The 14081-nt window shown below is 60.6% G+C and carries 15 protein-coding genes; 10 read left to right on the forward strand and 5 right to left on the reverse strand.

Annotated features, from left to right (window positions below):
- Positions 1-2: 2 nt before the first annotated feature.
- From ribBA to ACYZTX_RS05370, 9 genes are all read left to right on the forward strand, one after another.
- Positions 3-1094: a bifunctional 3,4-dihydroxy-2-butanone-4-phosphate synthase/GTP cyclohydrolase II gene (ribBA, locus tag ACYZTX_RS05330; RefSeq protein ID WP_462033228.1), complete on the forward strand. Its 1092-nt coding sequence runs from the start codon at positions 3-5 to the stop codon at positions 1092-1094.
- Between the two features lie 91 nt (positions 1095-1185).
- A complete protein-coding gene (gene ribH, locus ACYZTX_RS05335) occupies positions 1186-1662 on the forward strand; it encodes a 6,7-dimethyl-8-ribityllumazine synthase (protein WP_003185938.1) in 477 nt (158 codons plus the stop codon).
- Positions 1659-2159, forward strand: coding sequence for a transcription antitermination factor NusB (gene nusB, locus ACYZTX_RS05340; protein ID WP_008153530.1), 501 nt, complete (start codon positions 1659-1661; stop codon positions 2157-2159). The genes ribH and nusB overlap by 4 nt, the downstream gene beginning before the upstream one ends.
- Before the next feature lie 18 nt (positions 2160-2177).
- Positions 2178-3143, forward strand: coding sequence for a thiamine-phosphate kinase (thiL, locus tag ACYZTX_RS05345; RefSeq protein ID WP_462036989.1), 966 nt, complete (start codon positions 2178-2180; stop codon positions 3141-3143).
- Complete coding sequence (locus ACYZTX_RS05350; RefSeq protein ID WP_131062001.1) at positions 3140-3643, forward strand: phosphatidylglycerophosphatase A family protein; 504 nt, start codon at positions 3140-3142, stop codon at positions 3641-3643. The genes thiL and ACYZTX_RS05350 overlap by 4 nt, the downstream gene beginning before the upstream one ends.
- 22 nt (positions 3644-3665) lie before the next feature.
- Positions 3666-4403, forward strand: a complete 738-nt coding sequence (locus tag ACYZTX_RS05355) for a substrate-binding periplasmic protein (RefSeq protein WP_462033229.1) — start codon at positions 3666-3668, stop codon at positions 4401-4403.
- Between the two features lie 233 nt (positions 4404-4636).
- Positions 4637-5254 (forward strand): GTP cyclohydrolase II, encoded by a 618-nt coding sequence (ribA, locus tag ACYZTX_RS05360; protein ID WP_045057501.1) that lies wholly within the window; start codon positions 4637-4639, stop codon positions 5252-5254.
- Positions 5251-5670, forward strand: coding sequence for an MFS transporter (locus ACYZTX_RS05365; RefSeq protein WP_462033230.1), 420 nt, complete (start codon positions 5251-5253; stop codon positions 5668-5670). Before ribA ends, ACYZTX_RS05365 begins: the two co-directional genes overlap by 4 nt.
- Entirely contained in the window at positions 5670-6470 is an 801-nt protein-coding gene (locus ACYZTX_RS05370; protein WP_462033231.1) for a cobalamin-binding protein, read from the forward strand. The genes ACYZTX_RS05365 and ACYZTX_RS05370 overlap by 1 nt, the downstream gene beginning before the upstream one ends.
- A 120-nt stretch (positions 6471-6590) precedes the next feature.
- Here ACYZTX_RS05370 and ACYZTX_RS05375 read toward each other — a convergent pair whose 3' ends face one another.
- The 5 genes from ACYZTX_RS05375 to ACYZTX_RS05395 all read right to left on the reverse strand — a co-directional run bounded on the left by ACYZTX_RS05375 (position 6591) and on the right by ACYZTX_RS05395 (position 13005).
- Entirely contained in the window at positions 6591-8474 is a 1884-nt protein-coding gene (locus tag ACYZTX_RS05375) for a TonB-dependent receptor domain-containing protein (protein ID WP_462033232.1), read from the reverse strand.
- Positions 8475-8629: 155 nt separating this feature from the next.
- Positions 8630-10528 (reverse strand): 1-deoxy-D-xylulose-5-phosphate synthase, encoded by a 1899-nt coding sequence (dxs, locus tag ACYZTX_RS05380; RefSeq protein ID WP_462033233.1) that lies wholly within the window; start codon positions 10526-10528, stop codon positions 8630-8632.
- A 92-nt stretch (positions 10529-10620) separates the two neighbouring features.
- Positions 10621-11523 carry a polyprenyl synthetase family protein gene (locus ACYZTX_RS05385; RefSeq protein WP_462033234.1) on the reverse strand — a complete coding sequence of 301 codons (903 nt, stop codon included), beginning with the start codon at positions 11521-11523 and terminating at the stop codon, positions 10621-10623.
- On the reverse strand, positions 11520-11762 hold the full coding sequence (locus tag ACYZTX_RS05390) for an exodeoxyribonuclease VII small subunit (RefSeq protein ID WP_007894317.1): 243 nt from the start codon (positions 11760-11762) through the stop codon (positions 11520-11522). Before ACYZTX_RS05390 ends, ACYZTX_RS05385 begins: the two co-directional genes overlap by 4 nt.
- A 97-nt stretch (positions 11763-11859) precedes the next feature.
- Entirely contained in the window at positions 11860-13005 is a 1146-nt protein-coding gene (locus tag ACYZTX_RS05395) for a Fic family protein (RefSeq protein WP_462033235.1), read from the reverse strand.
- Positions 13006-13282: 277 nt separating this feature from the next.
- Here ACYZTX_RS05395 and ACYZTX_RS05400 point away from each other — a divergent pair, with 277 nt between their 5' ends.
- Complete coding sequence (locus ACYZTX_RS05400; RefSeq protein ID WP_462033236.1) at positions 13283-14074, forward strand: YfaP family protein; 792 nt, start codon at positions 13283-13285, stop codon at positions 14072-14074.
- Positions 14075-14081 lie beyond the last annotated feature (7 nt).

The raw sequence follows: 14081 nt of genomic DNA on the forward strand, positions 1-14081 counted from the left end.
TTGTGGCGCTCAATAGCATCGAAGAGCTGGTTGAAGACATCCGCCAAGGCAAGATGGTCATCCTCATGGATGACGAAGACCGCGAGAACGAAGGCGACCTGATCATGGCCGCCGAGTGCTGCCAGCCTGAACACATCAACTTCATGGCCAAGCACGCCCGTGGCCTGATCTGCATGCCGATGAGTCGTGAGCGCTGCGAACTGCTGAAGCTGCCCTTGATGGCGCCGCGCAACGGTTCCGGGTTCGGCACCAAGTTCACCGTGTCCATCGAAGCGGCCACCGGCGTGACCACCGGCATCTCCGCCGCCGACCGTGCGCGCACCGTGCAAGCCGCTGCCGCGAAAGACGCCAAGGCTGAAGACATCGTCAGCCCCGGCCACATCTTCCCGCTGATGGCCCAGGCTGGCGGTACGCTGGCTCGCGCCGGCCACACCGAAGCGGCGTGTGACCTGGCGCGCATGGCCGGTTTCGAGCCAAGCGGCGTGATCTGCGAAGTGATGAACGATGACGGCACCATGTCCCGCCGCGCGGAACTGGAAGATTTCGCGGCCGAACACAACATCAAGATCGGCACCATCGCCGACCTGATTCACTACCGGATGATCCACGAACGTACCGTTCAGCGGATTGCCGAGCAGCCGCTGGATAGCGAACTGGGCCAATTCAACCTGGTGACCTATCGTGATTCCGTGGAAGGTGACGTGCACATGGCCCTGACCCTGGGCACCGTGTGCGCGGAAGAGCCGACCCTGGTTCGAGTGCACAACATGGACCCGCTGCGCGACCTGTTAATGGTCAAGCAGCCTGGCCGCTGGAGCCTGCGCGCCGCGATGGCTGCGGTTGCCGAGGCTGGCAGCGGCGTCGTGCTGTTGCTCGGTCACCCGCTCGATGGCGACGTGTTGCTGGCGCACATCCGCGAAACCGCGGAGCACGTACCGGCGAAAAAACCGACCACCTACAGCATCGTCGGTGCCGGTTCGCAGATCCTCCGGGACCTGGGCGTACGCAAAATGCGCCTGATGAGTGCGCCAATGAAATTTAATGCGATATCCGGTTTCGATCTGGAAGTTGTAGAATACGTGCCCTCCGAATAATGACCGGTTGTTTCCAGTCCTTGATTCGCGGTTAACACATCACTGAGGGATGCGTAGAAAACGCGTCCCGGCTCTTTAAGAGATCTAACGAATGACCCTGAAGACCATCGAAGGTACCTTCATCGCCCCTAAAGGCCGCTACGCTTTGGTAGTGGGCCGTTTCAACAGCTTCGTCGTTGAAAGCCTGGTCAGCGGTGCAGTTGATGCCCTGGTTCGCCACGGCGTGAGCGAAAGCGACATCACCATCATCCGCGCGCCTGGCGCCTTCGAAATCCCGCTGGTTGCGCAGAAAGTCGCTCAGAAGGGCGAATACGCAGCAATCATCGCCCTGGGCGCGGTCATTCGTGGCGGCACTCCGCACTTCGAATACGTGGCTGGCGAATGCACCAAGGGCCTGGCCCAGGTATCCATGGAGTTCGGCGTTCCGGTTGCGTTCGGCGTCCTGACCGTTGATTCCATCGAGCAAGCCATCGAACGTTCCGGCACCAAGGCCGGTAACAAAGGTGCTGAAGCTGCCCTGTCCGCGCTGGAAATGGTCAGCCTGCTGGCACAGTTGGAGGCCAAGTGATTAGCGACGAAAGCGATCGTTTCAACCCGCGCGATCCAAAGCCTGCGGATGCCGGCAAGCCATCGAAAAGCGTCAAGCGTCGCGAAGCCCGTCAGCTCGCGACTCAGGCGCTGTACCAATGGCACATGGCCAAGCAGTCGCTCAACGAGATCGAAGCGCAGTTCCGGGTCGATAACGATTTCAGCGATGTCGATGCCGCTTACTTTCACGACATCCTGCACGGCGTTCCGGCTCACAAGCCTGAGATCGACGCTGCACTGACGCCGTGCCTGGACATCACGATCGAAGAGCTGGACCCGGTTGAACTGGCCGTTCTGCGCCTGTCGACCTGGGAACTGCTCAAGCGCGTCGACGTGCCGTACCGCGTTGTGATCAACGAAGGTATCGAGCTGGCGAAAGTCTTCGGTTCCACCGACGGCCACAAGTTCGTCAACGGTGTACTCGACAAGCTGGCCCCGCGTCTGCGTGAAGCTGAAGTGAAGGCGTTCAAGCGCTAATCGGCGCTTGTAATGGCTATGGGTGAGTTTGAGCTGATCCGCAATTTCTTCGCCGCCGCGCCTTGTGCGCAGGGCGGCGAAGGCGTTGCCCTCGGGATCGGCGATGACTGCGCCTTGCTGGCTGTTCCTCCTGGGGAGCAGTTGGCGATTTCCACCGACACACTGGTTGCCGGTGTGCATTTCGCAGATCCTTGCGACCCGTTTCTGCTCGGTCAGCGCTCGCTGGCCGTGGCCGTCAGCGATCTGGCTGCCATGGGCGCCATCCCCATTGCCTTTACCCTTGCCCTGACCTTGCCGACAGTGACTGCCGATTGGCTGGACGCCTATGCCCGTGGTTTGAACACCATGGCGCAAAGTTGTGGTGTGGCGCTGGTGGGCGGTGATACCAGCCGTGGGCCGTTGAGCCTGACCATGACCGTGTTCGGTCGCGTGCCGGCCGGCAAGGCGTTGACCCGCAGCGGTGCGCAGGCAGGCGACTTGCTGTGCGTTGGCGGTGACCTGGGCAACGCCGCTGGCGCCTTGCCGCTGGTACTCGGTCAACGGAGCGCTGATGCTGCCATCGGCGATCCGCTACTGCGTCACTACTGGTCACCGCAACCGCAGCTGGCACTCGGTCAGGCGCTGCGCGGCAAGGCGACCTCGGCGCTGGACATCTCCGACGGCCTGCTCGCGGACTGCGGGCATATTGCCCTCGCGTCGAAGGTCGGCATTCAGATTGAACGGGACGAGCTGCCATTGTCGAAAGCTTTAGTCGCCTTTCTCGGTCAATCGGGTGCAGAAGCAGCCGCCCTGAGCGGCGGTGACGATTACGTGCTGGCCTTTACCTTGCCGTCCGTCGAGTTGCCGCAATTGGTCGCTGATGGCTGGCCGATCCATGTGGTCGGGCGTGTAGTGACGGGGCAGGGCGTCGTTCTGCTGGACGCCGATGGACAAGACATCACCCCGCAATCCCTGGGCTACCAACATTTTCGGGAGACACCGTGACAGATCATCCCAAACAGGTCCCGGCGGAATTCGTGCCGCCGTCGGTGTGGCGCAATCCGTGGCATTTCCTTGCGTTCGGCTTCGGCTCGGGCACCCTGCCAAAAGCACCGGGCACCTGGGGTTCGTTAGTTGCACTACCCTTTATCCCGTTGTGGCAGATGTTGCCCGACTGGGGTTACTGGCTGATGCTCGGCATCACCATGCTGTTTGGTTTCTGGCTGTGTGGCAAAGTGGCCGACGATTTGCGGGTGCACGACCACGAAGGCATCGTCTGGGACGAAATGGTCGGGATGTGGATCACCCTGTGGCTGGTGCCGGAAGGTTGGTACTGGTTGCTGGCGGGGTTCGTGGTGTTCCGCTTCTTCGACATTCTCAAACCTTGGCCGATTCACTGGATCGACCGGCATGTGCATGGCGGCGTCGGGATCATGCTCGATGACGTATTGGCCGGGGTGTTTGCGTGGCTGGCGATGCAGGGGCTGGTATGGATTTTCGCCTGAAGGGCGAAACAGGGGATTAAGGATGGCTCGACGCTGGTTGGCGGTTATGGTGTTCACGATGTTTTGCTCGCTCGCCCAGGCGGGTGACGGGACGACGACGCCATCGGTGATTCATCTGGCCAGCGAAGACTGGGAAGACTACACCGCCGCCGATGGCCACGGTCTGGGCTGGGATGTTTTGCGGGAAGTCTTCGAGCCAGCGGGGGTCAAACTGGATATCCGCAGCGAACCCTACGTCCGCTCCATGGGCTTGGCCCAGCGCGGCGAAGTCGACGCCTGTGTCGGCTCCTATCGTGATGAGTCCAGCGATCTGCTCTATCCGCGCTGGAACTTCGATACCGATCACATCTATGCCTTGGGGCTGGCCAGCAGCCCCGCACCGACCCCGGAAACCCTGGGCAACTATCGACTGGCCTGGGTCCGCGGCTACGACTTTCAGGATTACCTGCCCAACATCCGCCGCTATAACGAAGTCATGCGGCGCAACGGGATTTTGTCGATGTTGACCCGCAACCGCGCCGACTATTACATCGACGCGCTGACCGAGGTCGACTACGTCCTCCGGTGGGCCAAGGATCCATCGCAGTTCCGTCGCACCCATATCGCGGAATTGCCGCTGTATTTGTGCTTTGCCAAGACGCCCAAGGCGCGAACGCTGATGGCGTTGTTCGATCAGCGCATGGAACACCTGGTGAAAAACGGCCAACTGAAACCGATCTTCGAGCGCTGGAAACAACCCTATCCGTTCGACCCAAACTGAACACAAGTTCCTTGTGGGAGCGAGCCTGCTCGCGAATGCGGTGTGACAGTCAATTCAGATGCCGACTGACACACCGCATTCGCGAGCAGGCTCGCTCCCACAGGGGACATGGTGGGTTGAGATCTAACTTTTAGATCGTTATGCCCCATAATTCAGCCTAAGCGTCCGTAGGAACCTGCTGTTACAATGCCGCCTCTGCGAATCTCCAGTACTTATTGATCAGGAGCACACCGGTGCCTGTCGTTTTTGTCGCCGCTTCCAAGCTGCCAACGCCTTTTGCGCAATTCACCATGCACGGCTTTCTCGATGAAGAAAACGGGCGCGAGCACGTTGTGCTGAGCCTGGGTGAGTTCGACGATGGTGCCCCGGTACTCGGCCGGTTGCACTCCGAATGCCTGACCGGCGATGCCTTGTTCAGCCAGCGTTGCGACTGCGGCTCGCAACTCGAGGCCGCCTTGCAGGCCATCGCTCGTGAAGGCCGTGGCGTGTTGCTCTACTTGCGTCAGGAAGGCCGTGGCATTGGCCTGCTTAACAAAATCCGCGCCTATGAACTGCAGGATGGTGGCGCCGATACCGTCGAAGCCAACGAGCGTCTGGGCTTTGCCGCTGATCAGCGCGACTACGCCATGTGCCTGCCGATGCTGGAGCACTTGGGCGTGAAGTCCCTGCGTTTGATGACCAACAACCCACGCAAGGTCAAAGCCTTGACCGACATGGGCATCGTGGTTGCCGAGCGCGTGCCGCTGCACACCGGCCACAACCCGCACAACAAACTCTACCTGGCGACCAAGGCCAGCAAGCTCGACCACATGATGGGCAACGAGCATCAGGGTGAGGCTGACCGAGCGTGACCCGAGGTCAGGTGCGGCGGCGACTGTCCGTCAACTGGTGGCAATACCTGGCGTTGGCCTTGTTACCGCTGTTCGTGATCAACGGCGTGTTTGGCCAGAGCGAGGCGATCCTGCCGGTGCTGGCAATGCCGTTGTTCATCGCCGGTGTGGCTTCGATGTTTGTCAGCCTGAAATTCTTTGGCGGCTACAAGCACGCATTGATCGCCACTCAAAAAGCCCTCGACACCCCTGAAGAACCTGCTGCCTGGATCACCCTGGCGGCCAAACGGCGCACCGCGTTCCTGGTGGCCGGCCTACCGGCCTGGATCGGTGCGCTGGCGGTGTTCGTCGGCCTCGAAGCCGTGCCATTGATGCTGCTGGCCCTGTCGACCGTGGTGCTGTTCTACCTCTACCGTATTCCGCGTCAACTCGGCTGATGCGACCTGTCTGGCTGGCGGTTTTGCTGCTGGCCATCAGTGGCCCGGCGGCTGCGGTCGAACGCGTTGTCAGCCTCGCGCCGTCCCTCTCTGAAATCGTCGTTGAGCTGGATTCAGCCGACCTGTTGGTAGGTGTGCTGGATGCGGGCGAACGTCCTGCCGAACTCAAAGACCTTCCTTCCGTTGGCAGATACGGCCAACTGGACATGGAACAGCTGCTCAGTCTCAAGCCAGATCTGCTGTTGCTCTGGCCCGGCAGCGTTGGCCCGGCCCAGCGTGACCAGCTAAAGCGATTGCACATTCCGACCTACATTGCCGACCCCCACAACCTCGAACAACTCACTGCGCAGATTGAGGCGATTGCTTCACAGCTCGGCCGTGCGGAGCGTGGCGTTTCATTGGCTGAACAGTTGCGTCAGCGACTGGATTCGCTGCGCCAGCGTTATCGCCGGGATGAGCCATTGCGGGTGTTTTATCAGGTCTGGGATCGACCGCTGTACACCGTTGGCGGCGGGCAGATCATCAGCGATGCGCTTGAAGTGTGCGGCGCGCGCAACGTGTTTGCCGACCTGACACTGCCGGCGCCGCAGGTCAGTATTGAGGCGGTATTACAGCGTAATCCAGAGGTGATTCTGGCCAGCGATCAGGCGCAACTCGATGCGTGGAAAGCCTGGCCGCAAGTGGCGGCAGTGGCGCAGGGGCAACTGCTGTTGGTGACGGACAAAGGCCTGGAACGGCCGAGTGGGCAGATGATCGAAGCGACGGCCAAGTTGTGTGAAGTCATCGCGCCCGATCGCTGAGACCGAGGTGCCTGCTTCGCGAGCAAGCCCGCTCCCACATGGGTTTTGTGTCGTTCACAGAACCAGTGTGGGAGCGGGCTTGCTCGCGAAGAGGCCAGCCCAAACGCCGCTAACCTCAGGTCAGAGTTCCGGCGTCCAGGTCACCCCAAACATCCACGCCCGACCTTCCTCGCGATACCCAAACTGACTGCCATCATGGCTGTACAGCGCCCGGCTATAACCTTTATCCAGCACGTTATCGACCTTAAGCTCAAGCTTGATCTCACGATTCAACGCCCAGCTGCTGCGCAACCCCAGCAGCGCATACCCGCCCAACGGCTGCTGATTGTTCTCATCATCGTAGCTGCTGCTCACGGCCTGCCCACTGGCGCCGAGCCCTAGCCGATCGAACTGCCGATCCAGATCCAGGCTCAAGGTCCGCCGCGCGCGACGAGCCAAGGTGTGACCGCTGTCGCGATCCCGCGGGTCGATGATCGCCACGCCGAGGTTGCTCTGCCAACCGAACAGTTCCTGTTTCAAAGCCGCTTCGAAACCGTTGATCCGTGCCGAGGCGACGTTCTGCGGTCGTGAGTTGCTGCCGAAAATAATCGCGTCTTCCAGGTCAGTACGGTACAGCGAAGCTTCCAGGCGAGCGGTGTCGGTCAGCTGACTGCGCCATTGCAGCTCGTAGCTTTTCGAGGTCTCGGGTTTCAGATCCGGATTACTGAAATCGGGGTAATACAGATCATTGAAGGTCGGCGCGCGGAAACCTTCGCTGTAGGTCAGCAGCACATCGTTGTCCGGATTCAGCGGCAGGGTGAAGGTGCCGCTCCAGCTGTTCTGGCCGCCGAACTGCTGGTTCTGATCGCGGCGGACACCCAGTTCGGTGGAGAAGCTATCCGCCTGGTAGTGATGCTGAATGAACGCCGCACGGTTCCAGCGGCTGTCCTCTTCGAATGGCGTGCTGCTGTTGATTCGGTCCTCGTACCAGTCGCCGCCGAGGATCAGGCTGTTGCGCTCGTCGAGGGTCAGGTCGTTCTGCCAGTTCACCGAGTCACGGTACGTGTTGAACACGCTGCGTTCGTCACTGAGCTTGTCTAAAGTCTTCTCGCGGTTTTCGCTGTGGCCGAACTCGACGCGAGTTTTCCACCGGTCGTTGATACGCGCATCGACGCAACTGCTGATGCTGCTGACCGCGAATTTGCTGTAGGGCTGCTGCTGGACTGACTCGAACGTGTCCATGTTGAAGCGGCCGAACGGATTATCGAACTCGCTTTTGCCACGGTTATCCAGCAGGTTGGCGCCGATTTCGATGTCATCGGTGAGGGCGTGACTCAGGCTCAAGCTCACCGATTTGTTGCGGTATTCGTCATGATCGCTATCGCTGGGGTACGACTCGCGGGTGCGATTGATTCCGGCGGTTTCATCGAGGCTGGCGCCGAGATTGAATCGGGTCTGCTCGTCACCGCCGGACAACCCGAGGCTGCGTTCCCAGGTCTGGTTGCTGCCAAAACCTGCGTGCATTCGCGGCTGCAAACCGGTTTCGCCGCCACGGCGGGTGAAGATTTGAATCACCCCGCCAATCGCGTCGCTGCCATAAATCACCGAACGGGAGCCGCGCAGCACTTCCACGCGCTCGACCTGTTCGATGTTGATGTGTTGCAGGTTGCTGTCGCCGGAGGTGGAATTGCCGATGCGCTGGCCGTCGACCAGCACCAGGCTCTGGGCTGACTTAGTGCCGCGAATGTAAATCCCCGGCAAGCTACCGCGCCCGCCGGTTTGCCCGACTTGCACCCCCGGTACACGACGCAGCAAGTCAGTGACGCTGCTCGGTTGCAGGCGATCAATGTCTTCGCGGGTGAACACGGTGTTGGCGGCGCTGCTGTCGTTTCGGGCTTCGACCTGACGGTTGGCGCTGATCAGCACGTCGGGCAGCTTCAGGGCTTGGTCGCGTTCGAAGGTGTCAGCCAGGAGCGGGCCGGACGGCAGAAGGGTCAGCGTCAGGGCGAGGGGGGAGAGTTTCATGGAGAGTCCGAGGCGAATTCAGATACGACGAAACCCCTGTAGGAGCTGCCGAAGGCTGCGATCTTTTGATCTTGATTTTTATGGAGGGTCTGGCGCTGCCGAAGATCAGGATCAAAAGATCGCAGCCTTCGGCAGCTCCTACGGTGGGAGGCCGGTTACAGGTTCAGCAGTTGCAGGCGCTCACGCACCGAAGCTTCGATCCCTGCCTCATCCAGCCCGCACTCGGCGAGCATTTGCGCAGGCTTGGCGTGCTCGACGTAACTGTCCGGCAAGCCCAGGTGCAGCATCGACTTGAGAATGTTTTCGCGGGCGAGAAACTCGCTGACGGCGCCACCGGCACCGCCCATGATCGCGTTCTCTTCGATCGTCACCATCAGCTCATGGCTACCGGCGATTTCGCGAACCAGTGCTTCATCGAGCGGTTTGACGAAACGCATGTCGACCACGGTTGCATCCAGCGTTTCGGCGACTTTCAGCGCCTCGGCCAGTTGCACGCCGAACACCAGCAGGGCGACTTTGCTGCCCTGACGACGAATGACACCCTTACCGATTTCGATCGGTTCGAGGTTTTTCTCGATCGTCGCGTTCGGGCCAGAGCCGCGCGGATAACGCACCGCTGCCGGGCCGTTGAACAGGTGACCGGTGGTGAGCATTTTGCGCAGTTCGTTTTCGTCACTCGGGGTCATCACCAGCATGCCGGGGATGCAGCGCAGGAACGACAGGTCGAAGCTACCCGCGTGAGTCGGACCGTCTTCACCCACCAAACCTGCGCGATCGATGGCGAACAACACGTCGAGGTTTTGCACCGCCACATCATGCACAAGTTGGTCATAACCGCGTTGCAGGAACGTCGAATAAATCGCCACCACCGGTTTTGCGCCTTCGCAGGCCATGCCGGCGGCGAAGGTCACGGCGTGTTGCTCGGCAATCGCCACGTCGAAGTAGCGCAGCGGGAAGCGCTCGCTGAACGCCACCAGATCGGAGCCTTCTTTCATCGCCGGAGTGATCCCGACAAGACGCGGATCGGACGCGGCCATGTCACACAACCATTCGCCGAACACGCCGGAATACTTCGGCCCGCCAGCCTTTTTCGGTGCAACGGCCGGCGCGTCCAGGGGTTCGAGTTTGGTGATGGCGTGGTAACCGATCGGGTCGACTTCCGCCGGAGCGAAGCCTTTGCCTTTCTTGGTGACGACGTGCAGGAACTGCGGGCCTTTGAGATCGCGCATGTTGCGCAGGGTGGCGATCAGGGTCGGCAGGTCGTGGCCATCGATCGGGCCGATGTAGTTCCAGCCCAGCTCTTCGAACAGCGTGCCGGGAACCAGCATGCCTTTTGCGTATTCTTCGGTGCGACGGGCGATTTCCCAGGCGCCGGGCAGGCGCGACAGGACCTTTTTGCTGCCTTCACGCATGCTTGCGTACGTGCGGCTGGAAAGGATTTTCGCCAGATAGTTCGACAGCCCGCCAACGTTGCGCGAGATCGACATGTCGTTGTCGTTGAGGATCACCAGCATGTTGGCGTTCACTTCCGGCGCATGGTTCAGCGCCTCGAAGGCCATGCCGGCGGTCAGAGCACCGTCGCCGATCACGGCAATGGCCTTGCGATCACTGTTCTGCAGGCGGGCGGCAATGGCCATGCCCAGCGCTGCGCTGATCGAGGTGCTGGAGTGGCCGACACCAAAGGTGTCGTACTCGCTCTCGGAACGACGCGGGAACGCCGCGACGCCGTCCTTCTGGCGCAGGGTGCCCATGCGCTCGCGGCGGCCGGTGAGGATTTTGTGCGGATAGGCCTGATGACCCACGTCCCACACCAGCCGGTCGTCCGGGGTGTCGAAGACGTAATGCAACGCGATGGTCAGCTCGATGACGCCCAGGCCGGCACCGAAATGCCCGCCGGTCTGACCGACCGTGTAGAGCAATTCCAGGCGCAACTCATCGGCCAGGGTTTCCAGCTCGGCTTCGCCTAACCGGCGCAGGCCGTCCGGCGTGTTGGCACGGTCGAGCAGGGGCGTGGTCGGGCGCTTGCGGGGAATCTCATGAAACGTCGTGGGCATCAGGCGAATCGTTATAGGTATAAAAGATGCGGCAGTTTACCTGATGCATCGCCCCCTGCCCACGCGTTGGTTTTAACTTGGCGGATACGCCGTCAGCTGCGCCGGTCGACGATATAACGGGCCAGGTCGCGCAATGGCTCGGCTGCCGCGTCAAACGGTCGCAGCGCGTGCAGGGCCTGATCGCGCAGCTCCAGGGCGTAGGCCTTGGCGGCGTCGAGGCCGAGCAGGGCCGGATAGGTTGGTTTGTCGCGTGCGATGTCGGCGCCCTGGCGTTTGCCGAGGGTTTCGGTATCGCTTTCGACGTCGAGAATGTCGTCCTGGACCTGGAATGCCAGGCCGATGGCCTGTGCATAAGCCTGCAAAGACTTCAGTTCGTCTTTCTCGGCTACGCCACTGGCCAGGGCGCCGAGTTTGACGCTGACTTCGATGAGCGCGCCGGTCTTGTGCCGGTGCATGGTTTCGAGGGCTTTTTGATCGAGTTTCAGACCGACCGAGCCGAGGTCAATGGCTTGACCGCCAACCATGCCCGCCGGGCCTGCCGCCAGCGCCAGAGCGCTGACCATTTGCAGGCGGAGGTGATCGGAGGTGAGAGCAGCGTCCGACGTGTTCAGACGCGGGTCGAGCAGGGCGCTGAAGGCCAGGCTTTGCAAGCCGTCACCGGCCAGAATCGCACAGGCTTCATCGAATTTCTTGTGGGTGGTTGGCTGGCCGCGACGCAGATCGTCGTCGTCCATGGCCGGCAAATCGTCATGCACCAGGGAATAAGCGTGAATCAGCTCTACCGCGCAAGCAGCCCCGTTGGCTTGCTCAGCCTTGCCGCCCAGCGCTTCGCAGGCGGCGTAGGCCAGCAGCGGGCGGACCCGTTTGCCGCCATTCATCACGCTGTAGCGCATGGCTTCGTACAAACGTGCCAGCTCAGGGCTCGGCGCGTTGAACAGGGTTTCCAGTGCAGCGTTGACGCGGGCCTGGCTGGTCGCCGAATACGCTGCAATCATTCTGGCTGATCCGCGTCGAAAGGTTCTTCGGCCAGCTCACCGTCACGCTCGAGCAGCACTTGTACCTTTTGCTCGGCCTGGGCCAGCGCCGCCTGGCAATCGCGGGTCAGACCGATGCCTTGCTCGAAAGCTGTCAGCGAGTCTTCCAGCGACAATTCGCCGTTCTCCAGGCGCTCCACCAGCGTTTGCAGGTCAGCGAGAGATTGTTCGAAATCCAGTGCAGCTTTTTTGCGGGCCATGGCGGCTATTTCCGGTTGACGTTAAACCGGCGCGACACTAGCAGACATGGGGGTTATGGGCAAATAAGCGGGGTGTAATCCCTGTGGGAGCAGCAGGTCATTCTGTCGATTGATCTGGATAACTGATCTGGTATCGAGTGCTGCGTCCGCCACCGGGAAGGCGCTTGAGACAGCCCTTTTCCAGCAGTTCAGACAGATGACGAGTGGCAGTGGCCTTGGATACTTTCGCCACAGCCTGATACTGCGCCGCACTGATGCCATGCTCGAAACCGCGTTCCCCGCCATCCAGCAGGTGATTCAGCACTTTGGTCTGCTCGTTCGACAGTTCGGCAGTCCGATGTGCCTGCCAGAAGCGCGTCTTGCCCAACACGGATTCGATCCGTGCCATGGCCTGCTGCAAGCTGCGTGACAGGGTTTTCAGGAACCATTCCAACCAATCAGTAATATCCGTTGTCGCCTTCTGGCTGGTTTCCAGTACCCGGAAATAGCTGGAGCGATCCTCAAGAATGCTCGCTGACATCGCATAGAAACGGATGGCCTGTGCCTCGCCCTGTGCCAGCGCCAGATCGGTGAGGGTGCGTGTCAGGCGGCCATTTCCATCGTCGAAGGGGTGCAAGGTGACGAACCAGAAATGCGCGATGCCTGCCCGCAGCAATGGATCGAGCCCGTCCTGACTCCGGCTGGCTTCAAACCAGGCAAGGAACGTATCGAGTTGTTGCTCAAGGCCTCGGCGAGACGGTGCTTCGAAGTGAACGGTCGGTCTGTCGAGCCGCCCTGAAACCACCTGCATCGGTTCATCACCTCGCAATGCGCCGACATGGATCGAGCGGGCGGTAAAGTCCGAGTCCTGATCCGGAAACAGCCATTCATGCCATTCCAGTAACCGCTCCAATGTCAGCGGTTTCGCAAAGTGCTGAGTGGCATCGAGCATCAACTGCGCCAGTCCTTCGCTGCGCTGACTGACGTGATCGCCATCGACCTGCTCCAAACCCAGACGCCGCGCCAGCGAAGATCGGACCGATCCCACATTCAGCTGTTCACCCTCGATAGCCGAAGACGTCACGATGTTCTGCAATAACGCATCCAGTTCGCTCTGCGCGCTGAGTGAGCTACCGACGGAACTGGCCATGCCCATCAGCTGACCTTGGGCCTGTACGCACTCGCGCAGCAGCGGTGTCAGACGCTCGGCTTGCCAGTTGAAATTCGGCCAATTGGGCTGTTGCCAGATCCAGTGAGGTGCCATGAATTCAGGTGCTCCAAGGTCAATGAGCCGAATAGTAATCGTATTCGGCTCATTTCGTGAGCCGAATAATCTCTTTATTCGGCTCACGTCCAACATTCACCGCGATTCCTACCGCAAATATAGATGTATCCGATTGTTAAAAAACCGCCAAATGGCTAACCTTCGCGCCTTCTACGACCCAATAGTTACGGGTCTTTCTGACGAAACGCAGTTTTTGGATCTGTAACGCGCCGAGGATCGGGCGCAAGGTTTCGTTATGCATGGCAGGAGGCATCACATGCGTTGTGTTCTTACGTTGCTGATCACGCTCGTCTGCGCGAGCGCTGCCTGGGCCGAGCCTTCGGCCGAGCTGTCGGAACCGGTGGGCGGCTGGCGTTATTCCGGCCTGCTGGATCGCAGTGAAAATCCTCAAGTCGCCTATCCCACGCCACCCATTGATCGGGGTGTGCAGCGCAATCGCACAATGATCCAAGGCCAGCTCAAGGCCATCGGCACTCAGCGTGGACCGCACAGCCTGGCGGTTAACGGCAATCCTCTGAATCTGTACACCGACGACCAAGGGCGTTTCGCCCGGCCGTATGCGTTCGGTGCCGGTTCCAACAGCGTCGAAGTGCGCAGCGCTGAGGGCAAATCGCTCAAGCGCGTTCAATTCTATGAAGCCAACAACCTGCGCACCCCGGCGCGGATTCGTGTGGTGTTGGGTTGGGATGACCCGAAAGCCGAACTCGACCTGCACATCATCACCCCCGACGGCCAGCATGCATTCTGGGCTCGCCCGGCGATGAGCAATGGCGGCGGCCTGGACCCGGACGGCGTCGATGGCCCCGGCCCGGAAATGTTCACCATGACCGCGCCGATGCATGGCACCTATCTGGTTTACGTGAACTATTGGGGCAACTTCGGCAGTGGCGGCTATAACTTCGATGAGACCAGCAACCAGAACGAGGTGATCACCTCGCAGATCAACCTGGTGCTCAACGAAAACACCGTCGACGAAAAACGCGAGACCTTCATCGTGCCCCTGCGCGCGATCGGTGACCTGCTGCTGGTCAAGACTTTCAACTATTAAGCATCCC

Source organism: Pseudomonas sp. MDT1-17 (assembly GCF_054898105.1).